Origin of the sequence: Moritella dasanensis ArB 0140 (assembly GCF_000276805.1) — a bacterium.
GTDB classification, from domain to species: Bacteria; Pseudomonadota; Gammaproteobacteria; order Enterobacterales; family Moritellaceae; genus Moritella; species Moritella dasanensis.
The window spans coordinates 50,599-68,253 of the sequence record NZ_AKXQ01000023.1; the positions used below are offsets into that span (position 1 = coordinate 50,599).

General features: G+C 39.7%; 16 protein-coding genes. 8 read left to right on the forward strand and 8 right to left on the reverse strand.

The features are described 5' to 3' along the window. Window positions 1–227: 227 nt before the first annotated feature. Together nhaA and can are read left to right on the forward strand one after the other, a co-directional pair. Window positions 228–1,430, forward strand: coding sequence for a Na+/H+ antiporter NhaA (gene nhaA, locus A923_RS0117100; protein WP_017222911.1), 1,203 nt, complete (start codon window positions 228–230; stop codon window positions 1,428–1,430). A gap of 209 nt (window positions 1,431–1,639) precedes the next feature. Further along, the gene (gene can / locus A923_RS0117105) at window positions 1,640–2,263 is read left to right on the forward strand and encodes a carbonate dehydratase (RefSeq protein ID WP_017222912.1); all 624 of its coding nucleotides are present in this window, start codon (window positions 1,640–1,642) and stop codon (window positions 2,261–2,263) included. Between the two features lie 256 nt (window positions 2,264–2,519). On the opposite strand, the gene A923_RS0117110 is transcribed toward can, so the two are convergent. Beyond that, complete coding sequence (locus tag A923_RS0117110) at window positions 2,520–2,729, reverse strand: cold-shock protein (protein ID WP_006030497.1); 210 nt, start codon at window positions 2,727–2,729, stop codon at window positions 2,520–2,522. A gap of 722 nt (window positions 2,730–3,451) precedes the next feature. Next, entirely contained in the window at window positions 3,452–3,718 is a 267-nt protein-coding gene (locus tag A923_RS0117115; RefSeq protein WP_017222913.1) for an acyl-CoA-binding protein, read from the reverse strand. Window positions 3,719–4,353: 635 nt separating this feature from the next. Between A923_RS0117115 and A923_RS0117120 the strand changes: the two genes are divergently transcribed. Next, window positions 4,354–5,172, forward strand: coding sequence for a hypothetical protein (locus tag A923_RS0117120; protein WP_026006307.1), 819 nt, complete (start codon window positions 4,354–4,356; stop codon window positions 5,170–5,172). A gap of 76 nt (window positions 5,173–5,248) precedes the next feature. On the opposite strand, the gene moeB is transcribed toward A923_RS0117120, so the two are convergent. Both moeB and moeA read right to left on the reverse strand, forming a co-directional pair. Then, entirely contained in the window at window positions 5,249–6,046 is a 798-nt protein-coding gene (gene moeB / locus A923_RS0117125) for a molybdopterin-synthase adenylyltransferase MoeB (RefSeq protein ID WP_017222915.1), read from the reverse strand. Next, a complete protein-coding gene (gene moeA, locus A923_RS0117130; RefSeq protein ID WP_017222916.1) occupies window positions 6,046–7,278 on the reverse strand; it encodes a molybdopterin molybdotransferase MoeA in 1,233 nt (410 codons plus the stop codon). Before moeA ends, moeB begins: the two co-directional genes overlap by 1 nt. Before the next feature lie 184 nt (window positions 7,279–7,462). Between moeA and folE the strand changes: the two genes are divergently transcribed. Both folE and A923_RS0117140 read left to right on the forward strand, forming a co-directional pair. Continuing rightward, window positions 7,463–8,113 carry a GTP cyclohydrolase I FolE gene (gene folE, locus A923_RS0117135; protein WP_017222917.1) on the forward strand — a complete coding sequence of 217 codons (651 nt, stop codon included), beginning with the start codon at window positions 7,463–7,465 and terminating at the stop codon, window positions 8,111–8,113. 195 nt (window positions 8,114–8,308) lie between these two features. After that, window positions 8,309–8,896, forward strand: a complete 588-nt coding sequence (locus A923_RS0117140; protein ID WP_017222918.1) for a hypothetical protein — start codon at window positions 8,309–8,311, stop codon at window positions 8,894–8,896. Window positions 8,897–8,937: 41 nt separating this feature from the next. Here A923_RS0117140 and A923_RS0117145 read toward each other — a convergent pair whose 3' ends face one another. After that, window positions 8,938–10,911: an exoribonuclease II gene (locus A923_RS0117145; RefSeq protein WP_017222919.1), complete on the reverse strand. Its 1,974-nt coding sequence runs from the start codon at window positions 10,909–10,911 to the stop codon at window positions 8,938–8,940. Window positions 10,912–11,094: 183 nt separating this feature from the next. After that, on the reverse strand, window positions 11,095–11,574 hold the full coding sequence (locus tag A923_RS0117150; RefSeq protein WP_017222920.1) for a glutathione peroxidase: 480 nt from the start codon (window positions 11,572–11,574) through the stop codon (window positions 11,095–11,097). Between the two features lie 276 nt (window positions 11,575–11,850). On the opposite strand from A923_RS0117150, the gene htpG reads away from it, so the two are divergent. The 3 genes from htpG (at window position 11,851) to hemH (ending at window position 15,753) form a co-directional block, all read left to right on the forward strand. Next, entirely contained in the window at window positions 11,851–13,761 is a 1,911-nt protein-coding gene (gene htpG, locus A923_RS0117155; protein ID WP_017222921.1) for a molecular chaperone HtpG, read from the forward strand. 176 nt (window positions 13,762–13,937) lie between these two features. Continuing rightward, window positions 13,938–14,582 (forward strand): adenylate kinase, encoded by a 645-nt coding sequence (gene adk / locus A923_RS0117160; protein ID WP_017222922.1) that lies wholly within the window; start codon window positions 13,938–13,940, stop codon window positions 14,580–14,582. 175 nt (window positions 14,583–14,757) lie between these two features. After that, window positions 14,758–15,753, forward strand: coding sequence for a ferrochelatase (hemH, locus tag A923_RS0117165; protein ID WP_017222923.1), 996 nt, complete (start codon window positions 14,758–14,760; stop codon window positions 15,751–15,753). Between the two features lie 43 nt (window positions 15,754–15,796). Here the strand turns inward: hemH and A923_RS0117170 are convergent, their stop codons facing one another. Continuing rightward, complete coding sequence (locus tag A923_RS0117170) at window positions 15,797–16,102, reverse strand: hypothetical protein (RefSeq protein ID WP_017222924.1); 306 nt, start codon at window positions 16,100–16,102, stop codon at window positions 15,797–15,799. A gap of 178 nt (window positions 16,103–16,280) precedes the next feature. After that, entirely contained in the window at window positions 16,281–17,609 is a 1,329-nt protein-coding gene (gene argA / locus A923_RS0117175) for an amino-acid N-acetyltransferase (RefSeq protein WP_017222925.1), read from the reverse strand. Window positions 17,610–17,655 lie beyond the last annotated feature (46 nt).

Sequence of the window (17,655 nt, forward strand, 5' to 3'; positions counted from 1 at the left end):
ATATATATATGTGTGATTTACACATATTATGTGTCATATTATGTCGAGTGAAACGAAACGGTGGCAAAGCACCTTAATAGCGTTAAATATAATTATTGTTTAATTATTCTTTAATTAATAGTATTTGATAATACTGACATGTTTTCATTCTATAGTGGTGTAATGGATTAGCGTTGTTTTGTATTAAGCGACCATTTATAGATGAACAGGTAAGTATAAGGACAAGCATGAACAAGACACAAGATTCATTTTTATCTAGTTTCTTTAAACTAGAGTCTGCGGGTGGCATTACATTAATGTTCTCTGCTGTATTAGCGATGATTTTAGCTAATAGCCCAGCACAAGGACTATATACATTATTTTTAGATACACCAGTCGAGATTAAACTGGGTGGTTTAGAAATTGCGAAACCATTATTACTTTGGATTAATGATGGCTTAATGGCCGTCTTCTTCTTTTTAGTTGGACTCGAGCTAAAACGTGAATTAGTCGAAGGTGAACTCTCTGATCCGCGTAATATTATTCTACCGGGCGTAGGTGCTATCGGCGGTATGTTATTCCCTGCGCTTATTTATGTGTATTTCAACATAGATGATCCTGCAGCCTTAAGTGGTTGGGCTATCCCAGCTGCAACGGATATTGCATTTGCGTTAGGTATCTTGAGCTTATTAGGTTCTCGTGTGCCAATTAGTTTGAAAATATTCTTAACGTCGTTAGCTATTTTTGATGATATTGGTGCGATTCTTATTATTGCGTTCTTCTATACATCGAAGATCTCTCTTGGTGCATTGCTTGTGACGGCATTATGTATCCCTGTGTTAGCTTATTTAAATAAACGTAATGTTGAATCGAAATCCTTGTATATCATTGTTGGTATCGTCATGTGGGTAGCAATGCTGAAGTCTGGTGTTCACGCAACATTGGCTGGTGTTATCCTGGCTTTATTCATCCCAATGCAATCAAAAGATAAATCACATTCGCCATTGAAGAAGATGGAGCATGGACTACACTTTGTCGTGGCTTTTGTTATCTTACCTATCTTCGCATTTGCGAACGCAGGTATTAACTTATCGGGTGTTGGTTTAGAGCAAATCTTGCACCCAGTGCCTATGGGTATTGCGTTAGGTTTGTTTGTTGGTAAGCAAGTCGGTATCTTCGGTCTATGTTGGTTAGCAATTAAATGCAAGCTTGCTCAAATGCCAAAAGGCATGGATTGGTGTTCTTTATATAGCACGGCGATCTTGTGTGGTGTTGGTTTCACCATGAGTTTATTTGTTGGTTCACTGGCATTCGAAGAAACGGGTACTAACTTATTATTTGACGAGCGTTTGGGTATTATCTTAGGGTCATTACTCTCTGGTGTGGTTGGTTACTTAATGTTGAGATCATGTTTATCTAAACAAGAGAAGCAACAGAAATTAGCTAAATAATGTAACGCTAAGCTCATGATATAAAATATTAAAGCACTCTTAACTGGGTGCTTTTTCATATCTCCATTTTACAAGTCTATTCCGCAATTATCACACTCATAAGTCCAGTCGCTTATATCCGAAGGTTACCTATTTATCAGTTGAATATCTTGATTAAACAGGCTATTTTAAGATTAGAAATGTAGTTATCCCAATCAGAGAGCGTAGTCTTGAGCACTATAAAATCGATATTTGAACGTAATCGCGCATGGTCAGCACAGATTAATGAACAGTTCCCTGACTTTTTTGAACAACTTTCTAAGCAGCAATCACCAGACTATTTGTGGATCGGTTGCTCCGATAGCCGCGTACCAGCAAACCAGATCATGGCCCTGCCTCCGGGGGAAGTGTTTGTGCACCGTAATATTGCTAATGTTGTGGTACACACAGACTTAAATTGTTTATCAGTGATCCAGTATGCTGTTGAAGTACTTAAAGTGAAGCATATTATTGTCTGTGGTCATTATGGCTGTGGTGGCGTTAAGGCCGCAATGGGTGATGGTCAGCATGGTTTAATCGATAATTGGTTACGTCATATTAAAGACGTAGAACGTTTCCATATGGATGAACTAGAAGGCGTTTGTGGGGAAGATAAAATTGACCGCATGTGTGAACTAAACGTAGTCGAGCAGGTTCGAAATGTTTGTAATACTACGGTGGTTAAGCGAGCTTGGCGTAAAGGTGAAGAGTTAACCGTGCATGGTTGGATCTTTAACATCAGCAATGGTGTATTGAAAAGCTTAACGGATAGCATTAACTCGAGAGAGAAGCAGTTAGAAGTGATTACCAAATAGGTTCGTGCTGCTTAAGTTATACGATTACGTTTTAATGTTAATACTGGCGCTTTATAATTCTTTCGCCACTATATCGTCGGCATAAAAAATCGTTGCCATAATAAATAATGGGCATAAAAAAAGCCAATGAGATAACTCATTGGCTTTTTATTACCTGACAATAAATGCACCTAAGATGGCATGAATTTTAGGTAATAAAAAAGGTGAACTAAGTTCACCTTTTTTGATAACTGTTTAACCGATTAATAGTAAACTATTAAAGAGGTTTAACGTTCTCAGCTTGTGGACCTTTTTGGCCTTGACCTACTGTGAATTCAACTTTTTGACCGTCAGTAAGTACTTTGAAGCCATCTACTAAGATAGAGCTGAAATGTACGAATACATCTGGGCCGTTTTCTTGTTCGATGAAACCGAAGCCTTTAGCTTCGTTGAAGAATTTTACTTTACCGATTACTGTATTAGACATATTAAAAAACCCTGTATATATATACGTTATTAAAAAATTTTGTTAAAAAACCAGGGTGTAACTTATATAAACAATACAAAACACAATAATCAATACAAGTATTAACTAAAGCTCATTCTACCGATATAAACTAGCCTAATTTCTTAAGACGAATTATACATGGTTGGAGAATCATAGCAACACACTGATTGATTATTTTTATAAAATTGTTGTTTTCACTAGTAAAATCAACACTGAAGACCCTTGTTTGGTGCCTTTTTCGCCGTTGCAACCGCTATTTTATTCAATCTTAGTTCATATAACAGCCAATTCATATCCTGCTCCACATTTTTCATTTAGATAAAGCACGAATGGTTGCTTAGTTAGTGTTTATTGCTAGTTTAGATTGCTGCTTATCACTAGCGATTAAGTGTAAGGTTTTGATATTAAAAGTTATAAGTGGTTTTTATTATAAATATAGGTAGATGTAATCGTTCCCTGATAATAGGGTGCAGGCATATATATAAGATAAGATTAAGGAATGATGATGAGTAAAGGTGTTCGTAGACAGTGGTTTTTCAGCCAAAAAAAAGTAGTAAAGCATTTCATTAATAGATAATGGGCAGGGTAATTAAAGTATATTTCTTATTGAGTAGGTACAACCTTTCAAAATTGTCAGTAAATAGCATTATTTACTGACAACAGATTACTGACAACAAGTCATTTAACAAATTCGTTAATGATTAAGCCGCATTCTCTTCTTCTACACGTGAAATGTATTTTTCCATCGCTTGATCTGACGTTAAGCCACGTAATTTATCCCATGCAGTCCATTTAGCAAAACCAACCATATCAAAGATAGATGGCTTCTTAGTTGCTACATCACCCTCAGTTGCTTGCTTAAATAATGAATAAAACTCTAACTTAGTTTCTTGTGATGGTTTTTTCTTTGCTGTGCCGTTTTGAACGAGTTCTACTGTAGCGTCGAATTTAGCGCGTAGGTCTGTCATTTTATATTCCTTTATTTGTCTAAAATGTTGAATCAAAAAGTACTTAAATATTCATTAGTAAAAGCATTACAACGAGCAACGTCGTAATGCACCTACTAATGAGTAGTTAGTCACAGACGAATATTACCTTTATTTTGTGTTGAATACATCCTTTTATTTCAATTTTAGGTATGAAATTAAATAATGAAAAATCCTTATTATTCAATCTAATAACTTTTAAATAAGTATGATTTTTCTAAACTCGCACATCATTGTAGCGGCGGCTGTTAACTATTAACGGCTATCCATTACTAGGTTATAGCTGCAGCTTGCACGAATAATGTTTGTGTCGAGTACTCATCACCACTTTTTGTGTAGAAAACGAATCCCCACTCTTGTGTTTAGCGCTAATAGCTACTTTATGTTGAGAACTTCACTCTATGTCGAGTACTCATCGCCGACAGTAGCGCATGAATCATAATTGATGTGGCGCAGTAATAGTCTAAATCTAGAGTTTAAATGGATAATTAAACTTGATATATATGTGAGAAGATATATCATTACCCATTTGTAGTTACGACCTTTTAGGTGTTCATCGCTTGTATAAGTTAACACCATAATTCTGTAGCGCTAAACTCATTTTTTGTAAGTCAGATATGATCGAAAAACAACAGTCGAAGAGACAAATACCATTATTCGAGGCCGTATTGAATAATTACTCTATACTGCAACGCTGCCTGATGTTTACTTGCGCTATTTTAGTCGTAGGTACATTGGCATTCGCGGAACAAACAAATATCACATCATTTTTGTTTTCTAATCTGCCGATGGGCATTGGATTAACAAATAACTTTATTGCGCCGTTAGTAGCGATCGTACTACTCGCGGTTTCTTGCACTGCCTATTTTGGTATTGTTTGCACGGATAAGATTTCGTCATCGTCGCAACAAACGAAAAATGGTTCTGGATTTTTATCTGAATTACGCATCACGCTGGTATTCGGTGCTTGTTTCGGTTTGCTGACTGGTATTTTATGTAGCTTAATTTTTGTGATTGCAGAACCGCATCTACCACAAGCGTTTCTTCAGTATCATCAAATATTTAGCTCGTTAGACCTTATTTTAATTGCGTTGACAGCTGTGTTATCCAGCACATTATATTTATCGGTATTCATGTTACCGCTATCAAGTTTGTTATCAAAACTGATGTTGTTTGAAAACAAGCCTTCACAATTTAAATTAACCACCAATACCATTGTTATTTCATCCATCATATTGTCGTTGTTTATGGCTTTATCTGTGGCGCTGGTGACATCTACTTTCTCGATAAACCTGATTATTTTTATCGTTATTATATCGGCTATCACGGCTTCAACGTTAGGCTTGTTATATTGGTTTGTGGGACTGGAAGCGAGCTTGATTGCAAACCTGGTATATTGCTTATTGGTTTCTTATCTTGCACACATTTTCTTATAGTTGGGTTTGTATTCGACTTCTACTTGAAGAAAATAGAAAGCGCGATTTAGCTGATCATCGCGCTAGTTTAATTGTGTTATTTTGTCTGTGGCGTATGACAGACAGAACACATCGGTAATTTTGGTAATTTCATCGTTTGAAACGACAGTGTTAGACCATCGACAATTAAGACTTTACCTGTCAGTGGCTGACCAAAGTTGGCAATCACTTTAATCGCTTCCATAGCCTGCATCGCACCAATAATACCCACCATCGGCGCCATAATACCGGATTCAACACAGCTTAATGTTCCGCTGCCGAATAATTGGCTTAGACATTGGTAGCAAGGCTCATTATCGGCATACGTAAAGACACTAATTTGACCTTCCATACGAATCGCAGCGCCTGACACTAAGGGTGTGCGCAACGCGAAACAAGCACGGTTTATCTGCTCTCGTGTATCGACGTTATCAGTACAATCAAGCACAATATCATGCAATTCGATTAGCTTAACCATCTCATCTTCAGACAGTTTTGTGGTGATAGCTTGCACTTTACAGTGTGGGTTTATCTGCTCTAGTTCATGTTTAGCGGATAGCGATTTAAACTCACCAATGCGGCTATCACGGTGCAGTAACTGACGTTGTAAATTTGATAACTCAATATGATCAAAATCGACTAATGTCATCTTGCCGATGCCAGAAGAAGCTAAGTACTGACTACTAGCACAACCTAGTCCGCCTGCACCTATTATTAATACATTGGCTTGTTTTAAGGCTTCTTGGCCATCAAAATCAAAGTGGCGTAGCACGATTTGACGGTTGTAGCGTAACTCTTCTTGCGAAGACAATATGTCTTCGCAAGGCAAGTCACCACCAATAGAGGAGGTTGTCATTAATTTAAGATCTCGTTAAATGGTTCAATTGTGACGGTTTCACCAATTTCAACATTACCGCGATCTTGCTCGATAATGGCATAACAATTTGAGTGACTCAAGCTGCTGAATACGCCAGAACCTTGGCTACCTGTCGATACAACTTCAAGTTGACCTTGCGCGTTCACGCTATAGATAGCACGTTGAAAGTCCATACGACCGGGTGCTTTTTTCATTCTAGTGGTGGCAACGGCATTAAAGCGAGGTGTTGGTGTGAACACTTGATTGGTCATTTTTGCTAATGCCGGCACGACAAGTTGATGAAATGTCACCGTTGCAGAAACGGGGTTACCAGGTAAACCAAAGAATTTACTGCTTGGTAAGGTGCCGAATGCGAACGGTTTACCGGGTTTAATCGCCAATTTCCAAAAGCCAATTTCACCCAGTTCTTCGAGTAATATTTTAGTGTAATCTGCTTCGCCAACTGATACACCGCCAGATGTGATCACGGCATCAGCCACTGCATCGGCTTTAAGGAACGTTTCACGTAGTAGGTCTTCGTTATCAGGGACAATACCAAAATCAATAATGTCTAAATTCAAACGCGATAACATAGCGTTAATGCTGTAACGGTTACTGTCGTAAATCTCACCATTACCAAGCGGTTGACCTAAGGTTTTGAGCTCATCACCGGTTGAAAAAATAGCCACTTTTAGACGACGGTAGACTGTTACTTTATCAATGCCAATCGTTGCTAGCATGGGAATATCACGTGGGGTAAGGCGGCGACCTTTGGTTAATACAGCTTGGCCGATCGCGATATCTTCAGCAGCATTACGAATATTGTCATGCATTGGCGGTAAACTTTCGAAGGTAATAAGATCACCATCTACCTGTGTTCTTTCCTGCATGATAACGGCTTCACAACCTGTTGGTACTGGTGCGCCAGTCATAATGCGGATACAAGTGCCGAGTGGCCATTCACCATCAAACGGTTGACCTGCAAAGGCTTTACCTGCAAGTGGTAGGGTCATTGATTGAGTGAGGTCGGTGATGCGAACTGCATAACCATCCATTGCTGAATTATCAAATGGCGGGACATTCATTGGCGAAGATATGTCTTCAGCGAGAATATAATCGAGTGCTTCTGCTAAGTCTAATGTCAGTGTTTCTGTTACTGCATCAATATTGTCCAACATTTCTTGCATCGCTAAATCCAGTGGTTTTAGCCCTTGTACGTCACAACATCCCATCATATACCCTTGTGGTTATTTTTTAGTTATATCGTCAATTATGACAAACTCAACAGGTTGGCGAAAGGATCTATAACAATAAAATGCTTAATTATGGCTATTTAAGCTAATTTGTTTATCTTATCAATTGTTAGATGCTATTATGCGGCAATATTTTTAAGTCGATTCGTTTGTGGAGTAATTAATGACCTGCCTAAGTAAAGAAGCTTTATTAGTCCGTTCAGTCTTGGAAGAGCGAGGGTTAGAAACACCAATGATCGTAACTGGGCTATCAAGCGCAGAAAAAAAAGACCGCATTGAATCACATTTCACCGAAATTCTAAAATTATTAGAGCTTGATTTAAGTGATGATAGCTTAGCTGAAACGCCACACCGTATTGCCAAAATGTACGTGAATGAAATATTCTCAGGCTTGGATTATGCGTCGTTTCCTAAAATCACTTTAATTGATAATAAAATGCAAGTAGATGAAATGGTTAAGGTCAGTGATATTACCTTAACGAGTACTTGCGAACATCATTTTGTGACAATCGATGGTAAAGCGACAATTGCTTATATTCCACGTAGTAAAGTGATTGGTTTATCAAAAATTAACCGTATCGTGCAATTTTTCTCACGCCGTCCACAAGTGCAAGAGCGTCTAACGCAACAAATCTTAGTTGCGCTGCAGACCTTACTTGATTCACAAGATGTCGCTGTGAGTATTACTGCAACACATTACTGTGTAAAAGCACGTGGTGTGATGGATGCGACAAGCGAAACGACAACGACATCACTGGGTGGTATCTTTAAATCACGTCCAGAAACAAGAGCTGAGTTCTTGCATTGCCGTTAGTTAATACAGATTAAGTAAACCTAAACTGCAATTCTCGAGTGATTCCACTCTGCAGTTTGGGTTTTTACCTTTACATTAACTCATATCGTCTTGCCACATTTCGTCATAATTCATCTTTTTCCATCATTATTGTGAAATTTAATCGCCACACTTGTTTGTTTTAATAGCCTTATTGATAACTAATGAGTAGCTGAGATGAAGCAGATATTAAAACTAAATACATTGTGGAAATTACACACCGATGATCAGCCGCAGCAATTAGCGCAATCCCTATTACAGTCACTATTACAATCATTATTACTGTGCTGTTTTGTTGTTTTCTTAGTGGTAACAACGCGTTTTATCGTCAGCTATGCCAATAGTAGTTACGCTCAAGATATGGCGTCATTGACTATTTATGATGACAATGCGACGCAAGGCTTGGTCAATGTCGATGGTATTTATGCCGATGCGGAAAATATCGATCGTCAAGCAAGAGTGGATGTCAGCCTGGTAAAAGAACAAGTTCAATATGAACAAAAGTTAGCAGATTTAGGTTTTGTATTACAACAATATCAAATGATGGAATTACAGGCGTTTAATTTTGTTATTGATATGCCACAACGTGAACAAGTGACCACTGCGATGCTAAGTCATTTACAAAGTATGTTAACGGAGTTCATGGCGTTAAATCCAGATATTACTGCTAATTGGCAATTAGATCCAAATAATGCGTTGAAGTTGATTGTGCAGTTACATACAGAACGAAAAAGGCATTGGGGTGGGGCAGGCTTCATTATTTAGCGAGGGCAAGCAGTGCTCACCCTCGTTAAAATAAGCTGTTATTAAACTGCGACTGTTTCTACTGGTGTAGTAACAACTGGTTTAGCAACAACAGGCTTCGCAACTATGTTACGTTTTTCTTTGTTAACTTCTGCGATATTAACGAAGATAACGTCACCTAAGCTGTACTCAACTTGATCTTTAATGCTGATTTGGCCTGTTTCAACTAAGCATTTAACTTCTTTCTTATTATCATGTAATAAGCTAGCAGGGATAAATGCAACCGCACCATTTTCAAGTAAACGCACACGTAAACCACCGCGGTTAACATCCATGATGCTAGCCTCGAATGCTTGTTTGCTTTCTACCGCAGGTGTGAGGTAATCAACATATAACCAAGACGAGATATCACGTTCAGCCATTCTATGTTGACGGCGACGTTCTGACATCAAGATCACTTCATCTTCTGTTGCAGAGCGTGCTGTACCATTGGTTAATGTTGCTTTGATTAGACGGTGGTTAAGGATGTCACCGTATTTACGAATTGGTGATGTCCATGTTGCATAACCCTCTAAGCCCATCGCGAAGTGACGTTCTGCACTTGCACTGATGATGCTGTAGCTTTGCATACGACGTAAACGACTGTCTAACGCTGGATTGGCTTTTTCAGCCAATGTACGTTGTATTTCAACATAACCAGGTAAAGATTGGATATGTTCTTTGGTACATTCAATACCGTGTTCAGTCAGTAACTCAACAACTAAGTCAATCTTCTCTGGATCAAAACCAGCATGGGTATTAAATACACCCACATCGCCATGTTGACGGAATAAACGTGCTGCGGTGATGTTCGCTGCAACCATTGTTTCTTCAATCATTTGATTAGCAATGCGGCGATGTTCTACATGAATAGCAAGTACGTTACCTGTTTCATCTAGCTCGAAGCTGTAGTCAGGTTGGTCAGGGAATACGATTGCATTTTTCTTACGCCATTGTTGACGATGACGTGCAAACGTAGCCAGTGACTGTAGTTGCTCTGCAAGCTGTGCTTCAGGCTGCCACTGCGTTGATACTTCTTCAATCAAGTCTGATACTTGTGTATAAGACAGTTTATGCTGAGAAGTGATCCAAGCCGTGAAGAATTCAAACTCTTCAGCTAACGCACCATCTTCTTGAATAGTATAAGTACAGCATAATGTTGGGCGTTTTTCGCCAGCAACTAATGAACAAACACTGTCGCTTAATTCACGTGGCATCATTGGGATATTACGGCCCGGTAGATACACAGTGAACGCACGTTCTGCAGCAATTTTGTTTAATTCTGAATCAGCTGGGATATATGCTGTTGGATCGGCGATCGCAACCGTCACTTTTAAATTGCCTTCTGCTGTTTTTTCAACAAGCAGTGCATCATCCATATCTTGTGTAGACGCTGAATCGATTGTAAAGAATGGCTTATCGGTAAGATCAACACGCGCTGTGTCATCTTGAAATTCAACCGAGTCAGGCATAGCTGGTACATCTTTAGCCAAATCTTGGCGTGCTAATGTAACCCACCATGGTGCATTTGGATCGGTTTCAGTCGCGACGAAACTTGTTACTTCTGCAGCAAAGCTACCGTCTTTTAATGCATGAGATTTAAGTTGTGCAACAACCCAATCGCCATTGGCAACTTTATGCTCGCCCAGACCAACTAATTTTGCTCTGATTGGCATGTTGATAACAGGGCTATCAGCAAGAATGGTGAGTTTGTTTTTAGCAATGCTGATACGCGCAATAAAACGGGTTAATTTAGCTTCAACTAACGTATCCGGTTCTGCTGATGTTTTATCACCGTTGGTTTCGATATATGCTTTAATGCGATCGCCGTGCATGATTTTTTTCATGTGCGGTGGCGCAATGAAGTAGCTTTCGCCATCATCCGCTTCAAGGAAGCCAAAACCACGTTCAGTGCCTTTAACTGTACCTTCTACACTCGGCGTGTTTTGGCGCATATTTTGTTTTAATTGAGATAGTAGTGGATTGTCGCGAAACATGTAAAGCCTTCCTATAATGAATTGCGCATACTATACGACAGAGCCGGGCTAAGTGCCACCCCTGATACGGGGCATTTGTTGTAAAGTACAGCAATGTTAATCAGGGGGCTTTATCTATAAATATAACAAACTATTCAACTAAGTTATTGTTACTGCTAAATAGTTTTAATCATCACGATTGAGTTACAGTAATTTCTCAATGTCTTTTATCATGCCTTTTGGTGACAGTGTCGGTGCAAAGCGATCGACTACATCACCATCACGGTTAACCAAAAATTTAGTGAAGTTCCACTTAATGCCTTTACTGCCTAACAGACCTGTCGCTTCTGACTTAAGCCATTTGTACAGCGGGTCGGCATTATCACCATTAACATCAATTTTACTGAACATATCAAAAGTGACTCCAAAATTGAGCTGGCAGAATGAATTAATATCAGCATCAGACCCTTGCTCTTGTTGCTTAAACTGGTTGCAAGGAAATCCTAGAATAGCCAAGCCTTTACTCGCGTAAGTTTGCTGTAACTCTTCTAATTCAGCATATTGATTGGTAAAACCACATTTACTGGCGGTATTTACGATTAATACTGCTTGGCCATTATAATCACTGAGTTTTTTCTGTTCACCGGTGATTGTTGTTACTTCAAAATCATAAAGCTTTGTCATTGTAAGTCCCTTTTAAATAATAAATAGGTAGAAGTAAATAGCAGTGTAAATAAATAGATTGCGCGCAATATAATGGTTGTTGTGATATTAATATGCAAGCATTTTATAATTAAAAATGGCTTTTTTACATTGCTTTTTAAGTAGTTGCGTTTGCGCTCACAGATAAAATTTATTAATTGCCCTTGAAAACAGTGATAACAAACCCATCTATCTATTAACGAATAAATTCAGATGATTTGTAATCTGAATCACCCCATTAGAACAAAGGAACAAGTAATGACTGATACAGTTAATACTGAGACTCACGGCTTTCAAGCTGAAGTGAAGCAACTGCTTAAATTAATGATCCATTCTTTATACTCAAATAAAGAAATATTTTTACGTGAGCTTGTCTCTAATGCGGCCGATGCAGCCGATAAATTACGTTTCAAAGCATTATCAGATAATAGCTTATATGAAGACGATGGCGAGTTACGTGTACGTGTTACGCTTGATAAAACGGCCCGTACTATCACCATTTCTGATAACGGCATCGGTATGTCACGTGAAGATGTTATCTCGCACTTAGGTACGATTGCACGCTCTGGTACATCTGAATTCTTTGACAACTTATCTGGCGACCAAGCGAAAGATTCACAATTAATCGGTCAATTCGGTGTGGGTTTCTATTCTGGTTTCATCGTAGCAGATATGATGACAGTAAATACGCGCGCAGCAGGCGCAGCAGCAGACCAAGCCGTACAATGGGAATCTGAAGGTGAAGGCGATTACCGTCTTGCTGAGATCACTAAAGCAAGCCGTGGTACTGACATTATCTTACACCTACGTGAAGGCGAAGATGATTTATTGGATGCATGGAAACTGCGTCAAATCGTAAACAAATATTCTGATCACATCAGCATCCCAGTTGAAATGTGGAAAGAAGAGCAACCTGAATCAGACGGTCCTGACGGTGAAAAAACACCCGCAGTACCAGGTGAATGGGAATCGGTAACACGTGCAAGTGCATTGTGGACATTATCGAAAAACGAATTGAAAGATGAAGAATATAATGAGTTCTACAAGCACATTGCTCATGACTTTGAAGATCCACTCACATGGAGCCACAACCGTGTAGAAGGCAAGCAAGAATATACGAGCCTGCTTTATATTCCAGCACGTGCACCGTTTGATATGTGGAACCGTGAAAAAGAACATGGCCTAAAACTGTACGTTCGACGTGTATTCATTATGGATGACGCTGAGCAGTTTATGCCGACTTACCTGCGTTTCGTGAAGGGTGTATTAGATTCAAACGACCTGCCACTAAACGTATCACGTGAAATTCTACAAGATAATAAAATTACCACATCATTACGTACTGCGTGTACTAAACGTGTATTGACTATGCTTGAACGCATGGCGAAGAACGATGATGAAAAATACCTTAAATTCTGGGATGAATTCGGTCAAGCACTGAAAGAAGGTCCAGCGGAAGACATGGCGAATAAAGAGAAGATTGCTTCTTTATTACGTTTCTCTTCAACATCGGTTGGCGGTCCTGCACAAGCAGTTGGTTTCGGTAAATACATCGAGAACATGCCAGAAGGCCAAGATAAGATTTACTACATTACAGCCGATAACTACACCACGGCTGTAAACAGTGCTTACCTTGAAATCTTCAAGAAGAAGGGCATTGAAGTATTATTATTAACAGACCGCATTGATGAGTGGTTACTATCACACTTAACAGACTTTGATGGTAAGCAATTGGTATCAGTAACTAAGGGTGATTTAGACCTTGGCGACCTTGATGATGAAGATGCGAAAAAAGCCAAAGAAGAAGCAACTGAAGAATTTGCTAGTTTCCTTGAGCGTGCAAAAACAACATTAGGCGATAAAGTAGCCGATGTGCGTTTAACACACCGTCTTACTGCTACACCGTCTTGTGTTGTAACAAATGAAGATGGCATGAGCAGCCAAATGATTAAATTGATGGAATCTGCTGGTCAAGCTGTACCACCACAGAAATACATCTTTGAGCTAAATCCTGAGCACGAAATGATTAAACGTGTTGCTGATGAAGCAGATGAAGCGGTATTTACAGACTGGATTCAGCTATTGCTAGAACAAGCACAATTGACCGAACGTGGTAGTTTAGATGATCCAGCTGCATTTATTGCACGTATGAATCGTTTAATCGGTTAAGTACAATTTGCATAATTTAACAGTGTGAATGTGTTTTTTTATTAAACTACTCACAAAGTTATATACAAATAGGTAACAATTCAGGGCCGTACTTGAACACATCGGATTTCCCGTGTAGTCTAGCGGTTCTGAAATTTAAGCAATTTACACAAGCTAAATCAATTTAAGGGCAATTTATGCGTATTATTTTATTAGGTGCACCAGGTGCAGGTAAGGGAACTCAAGCACAGTTCATCATGGAAAATTATGGTGTTCCGCAAATCTCTACTGGTGATATGCTACGAGCTGCTATTAAAGAAGGTTCTGAGTTAGGTCAAAAAGTTAAAGCCGTTATGGATGGTGGCCTGCTAGTATCTGACGAACTAATCATCGAATTAGTTAAAGATCGTGTTAAGAAAGAAGATTGTGCGAAAGGTTTCCTACTAGACGGTTTCCCACGTACTATCCCACAAGCTGACGCGATGAAAGAAAACGGTATTGACGTTGATTTCGTACTTGAATTTGACGTGCCTGATGAAGAAATCGTTAAACGTATGAGCGGTCGTCGTGTTCACGCTGCTTCTGGCCGTGTTTACCACACTGTTTACAATCCACCAAAAGTGGAAGGTAAAGACAACGAAACTGGTGAAGATCTATCAATCCGTGCGGATGATGTTGAAGCAACAGTACGTAAACGTTTAGGTATCTACCACGATCAAACTGCACCACTTATTGCTTACTATGGCAAAGAAGCGGATGCGGGTAACAGCAAATATGTTACATTTGACGGTACTCAAACTGTTGATGCTGTAAGTAAACAACTAGCTGAATTACTTGGTTAATCAATAGATTAATAAATAGGTTAATAGATGGGTTAAATCCTTTCGATTAATCTGTATACGGCTACCAAACCTCGAGCATGCTCGGGGTTTTTTTATACCTAAATCTCAGCGAGTTATTGGATCCAAGTTACTTAATCGCATAGAATGGGAACACTCGTTAAACGATATAGTGATTATGTGTAATATGACTAAACAAAGTATTTTATTGGTTAACCTTGGTACGCCAGATTCAGCCACTCCAGCCGGTGTTAAAGCCTTTTTAAGACCATTTCTGTCTGATACCCGAGTGGTCAATATTCCACGATTGTTTTGGTTGCCGCTATTAAACGGTGTCATTTTGCCTTTGCGCTGTAAACGTGTCGCGAAAGCTTACCAATCGATTTGGTTTGATGATGGATCGCCATTATTACATTACAGCCTATTACAGCAGAAAGCGTTGTCAGCATTGTTTAAAGGTAAAGGGCAAGACGCAGGGCAAGACGTACAAGTTGAATTGGCCATGACGTACGGCGAACGCAGCATCAAAAATGCGATTGAAAAGTTACAACAAGCGGGTTCTGAACATATTGTGGTACTGCCGTTATTCCCACAATACTCATCAACCACCACTGCACCGGTATTTGATCAAGTGGCTAACTACCTGCAATCAACCATTGATGTACCAAGCGTGAGCTTAGTGAAGCATTATCACAACAACGCGGCTTATATTGAAGCATTAGCGTTAAGCGTAGAACGTCATTGGGCTGAAAAGGGCAGAGCTGAGAAATTGCTATTGTCTTACCATGGTATTCCTAAGTTCCTGGTTGAAAAAGGCGATATCTATGCTGATCATTGCGTTGAAACCACTGCACTGCTATGTGCGCGTTTAGGTTTAACGGAAGATCAGGTTGTGCATTGCTATCAATCGCGTTTTGGTAAAGCGGAGTGGTTGCAACCGTATACGAATGAAACATTAGTGAAACTGGCAAAAAGTGGCACTAAATCACTGGATGTGATCGCACCAGCGTTTGCAGTTGATTGTTTAGAGACACTAGAAGAAATGGCAATTGAAAATAAAGAAGTATTTGTCGAAGCCGGTGGTGAAGATTACCGTTTCATCGCTTGTTTAAATGCTGATGAAGCACATGTTCGTGCACTACATGCTGTTGCGAGTGAATACTTACGACGTTGATGCTCAGTTAATAGTTAATGATTGATAGCGAGTTAAGAGCTCGCTATTTAGCGCGGATCAAGCTGTGTTTCGCGTTCGCGAGTTTGACGCTAACGACTTGAGCACATTTCATGTTATTCACTTTTTCTACATCTGTGACCGAGTAGTGCCGCTTCAGCATCCAGTCCATTGGTTGCTGAAAGTTGTCCTCATCAACAATAAATGATTGGTTTTTTAGCCCACCTTCATCCACTTGCACGATCCATAAGCGCTTTTTACTGTCGAGTTGCGCGAGTAACCGCTGACTGACATGATTAAATAGCTGACTGAGATATTGAAATCCCTGTTGTAAGACTCGTCGTAATGACATGCGTTGAACTCTGACACAGAATGAGATGAGATTATAGGCTTAAATATTCGTAGGGTAGTAGTGGTTTGCGCACACTATGAGCAAGGCAAGTGTACCGAATTGTAACAAGTGGCTTTGTTTGTAGAAAAGAAGGCGGTAACTGATCGGCGATGTTCTGTTTTTCAGTTACTGCCAGATTTTATAAAGTCTTCATCAGAATTTTTGAACGGCGCTGTAAATTGTACAGTTCTTGTTTTTCAACAGGTAGCTGTTCCAGTTCGACAGGGTCAAAACCGCGCTCTCTAAACCAATGGATACTGTGCGTGGTCAGTACAAACAAGCTATCCATTCCTTGTGACTTGGCTTGTCGTTCTATTTCTTTGACCAATAAGTCTCCACGACTCAAGCGTCGATATTCAGGATGCGTTGCAACACTGGCCATTTCAGCAATATTGCCCGAGAAACAATACAGTGATGCACAGCCAATGATGGTGCCATCACGTTCAACCACAGTGAAGTGTTCAATATCTCGCACTAGTTGCTCTCTGCTGCGCTGTACTAACATGCCTTGGTCAACTAAAGGTTGCGTTAGTAACATAATACCTGGTACATCTTCAATTTTAGCGGGACGTGTTTGCTCGGCACTTTGACGGACGATTTGGGTACCGACACCATCGCGTGAAAACAGCTCTTGTAATAACGAACCATCCGTTTTGTAACTGACTAAATGACAGCGAGGAACACCTGCGAAAGAGGCATTAATCGCTGCTCTTAAGTAAGACGCTGTACCGCTATTGATGCCGCCTTGTTCTTCAAGTTCAGCTAAGCGTTCTTGCGCTTGTTCGGGGAACATTTCTGAAATAAGGTTACCGTTATAGTCCAATACACCTTGTGAAGAGCAAAAGTTGATGAGCTTGTGCGCATTGAGTTTGATGGCTATTTTGGTCGCGACCTCTTCAGCACTGAGATTAAAACTCTCACCGGTGACTGAGTAACCGAGTGGGGGAACGACAGTAATGGCATTTTGCGCCAGTTGATATTCCAATGCGTCAGTATCGACACGACGGACGCGGCCGGTATGACAAAAATCAACGCCTTCATCAACCCCAATCGGTTGCGCTGTAATGAAGTTACCACTGACGATATTAATTTTGACACCGTGCATTTGGGTATTGACCAAACTCATCGAGAATGCCGCTGTGATCTCATATTGGAGTTGACCAATGACTTGTTTAATGAACGGGAAGGCTTGTTCATCGGTGACGCGCTGGCGTTTATGAAACTGACTCTCGCAGTTATTATGCGCAAGTATCGTGTTGATTTGTGGGCGAGCGCCAAAGACTAATACAATGCGAATACCGAGTATGTTTAACAAGGCTATGTCATTGACGATATTTATGAAATTAGCATGCGCGATGGCTTCACCGCTCAATGTCAGTACGATTGTTTTATCGCGATGCGCGTTGAGATAAGGCGCTGATTGACGAAACCAACGTACTAACTGGTTATCTTGTTGACTCAATTCCATCTCCTTGGATTTAACCGCTACTCTAATATTTATAATAAATATTTAT

What these genes read in the sequence shown, in the direction of transcription:
- nhaA (WP_017222911.1), top strand. Translation starts at nt 228, where the DNA reads ATGAACAAGACACAAGATTCATTTTTATCTAGTTTCTTTAAACTAGAG.
- A923_RS0117110 (WP_006030497.1), bottom strand. Translation starts at nt 2,729, where the DNA reads ATGTCTAATACAGTAATCGGTAAAGTAAAATTCTTCAACGAAGCTAAA.
- A923_RS0117115 (WP_017222913.1), bottom strand. Translation starts at nt 3,718, where the DNA reads ATGACAGACCTACGCGCTAAATTCGACGCTACAGTAGAACTCGTTCAA.
- A923_RS0117120 (WP_026006307.1), top strand. Translation starts at nt 4,354, where the DNA reads ATGATCGAAAAACAACAGTCGAAGAGACAAATACCATTATTCGAGGCC.
- moeB (WP_017222915.1), bottom strand. Translation starts at nt 6,046, where the DNA reads ATGACAACCTCCTCTATTGGTGGTGACTTGCCTTGCGAAGACATATTG.
- moeA (WP_017222916.1), bottom strand. Translation starts at nt 7,278, where the DNA reads ATGGGATGTTGTGACGTACAAGGGCTAAAACCACTGGATTTAGCGATG.
- folE (WP_017222917.1), top strand. Translation starts at nt 7,463, where the DNA reads ATGACCTGCCTAAGTAAAGAAGCTTTATTAGTCCGTTCAGTCTTGGAA.
- A923_RS0117140 (WP_017222918.1), top strand. Translation starts at nt 8,309, where the DNA reads ATGAAGCAGATATTAAAACTAAATACATTGTGGAAATTACACACCGAT.
- A923_RS0117145 (WP_017222919.1), bottom strand. Translation starts at nt 10,911, where the DNA reads ATGTTTCGCGACAATCCACTACTATCTCAATTAAAACAAAATATGCGC.
- A923_RS0117150 (WP_017222920.1), bottom strand. Translation starts at nt 11,574, where the DNA reads ATGACAAAGCTTTATGATTTTGAAGTAACAACAATCACCGGTGAACAG.
- htpG (WP_017222921.1), top strand. Translation starts at nt 11,851, where the DNA reads ATGACTGATACAGTTAATACTGAGACTCACGGCTTTCAAGCTGAAGTG.
- adk (WP_017222922.1), top strand. Translation starts at nt 13,938, where the DNA reads ATGCGTATTATTTTATTAGGTGCACCAGGTGCAGGTAAGGGAACTCAA.
- hemH (WP_017222923.1), top strand. Translation starts at nt 14,758, where the DNA reads ATGTGTAATATGACTAAACAAAGTATTTTATTGGTTAACCTTGGTACG.
- A923_RS0117170 (WP_017222924.1), bottom strand. Translation starts at nt 16,102, where the DNA reads ATGTCATTACGACGAGTCTTACAACAGGGATTTCAATATCTCAGTCAG.
- argA (WP_017222925.1), bottom strand. Translation starts at nt 17,609, where the DNA reads ATGGAATTGAGTCAACAAGATAACCAGTTAGTACGTTGGTTTCGTCAA.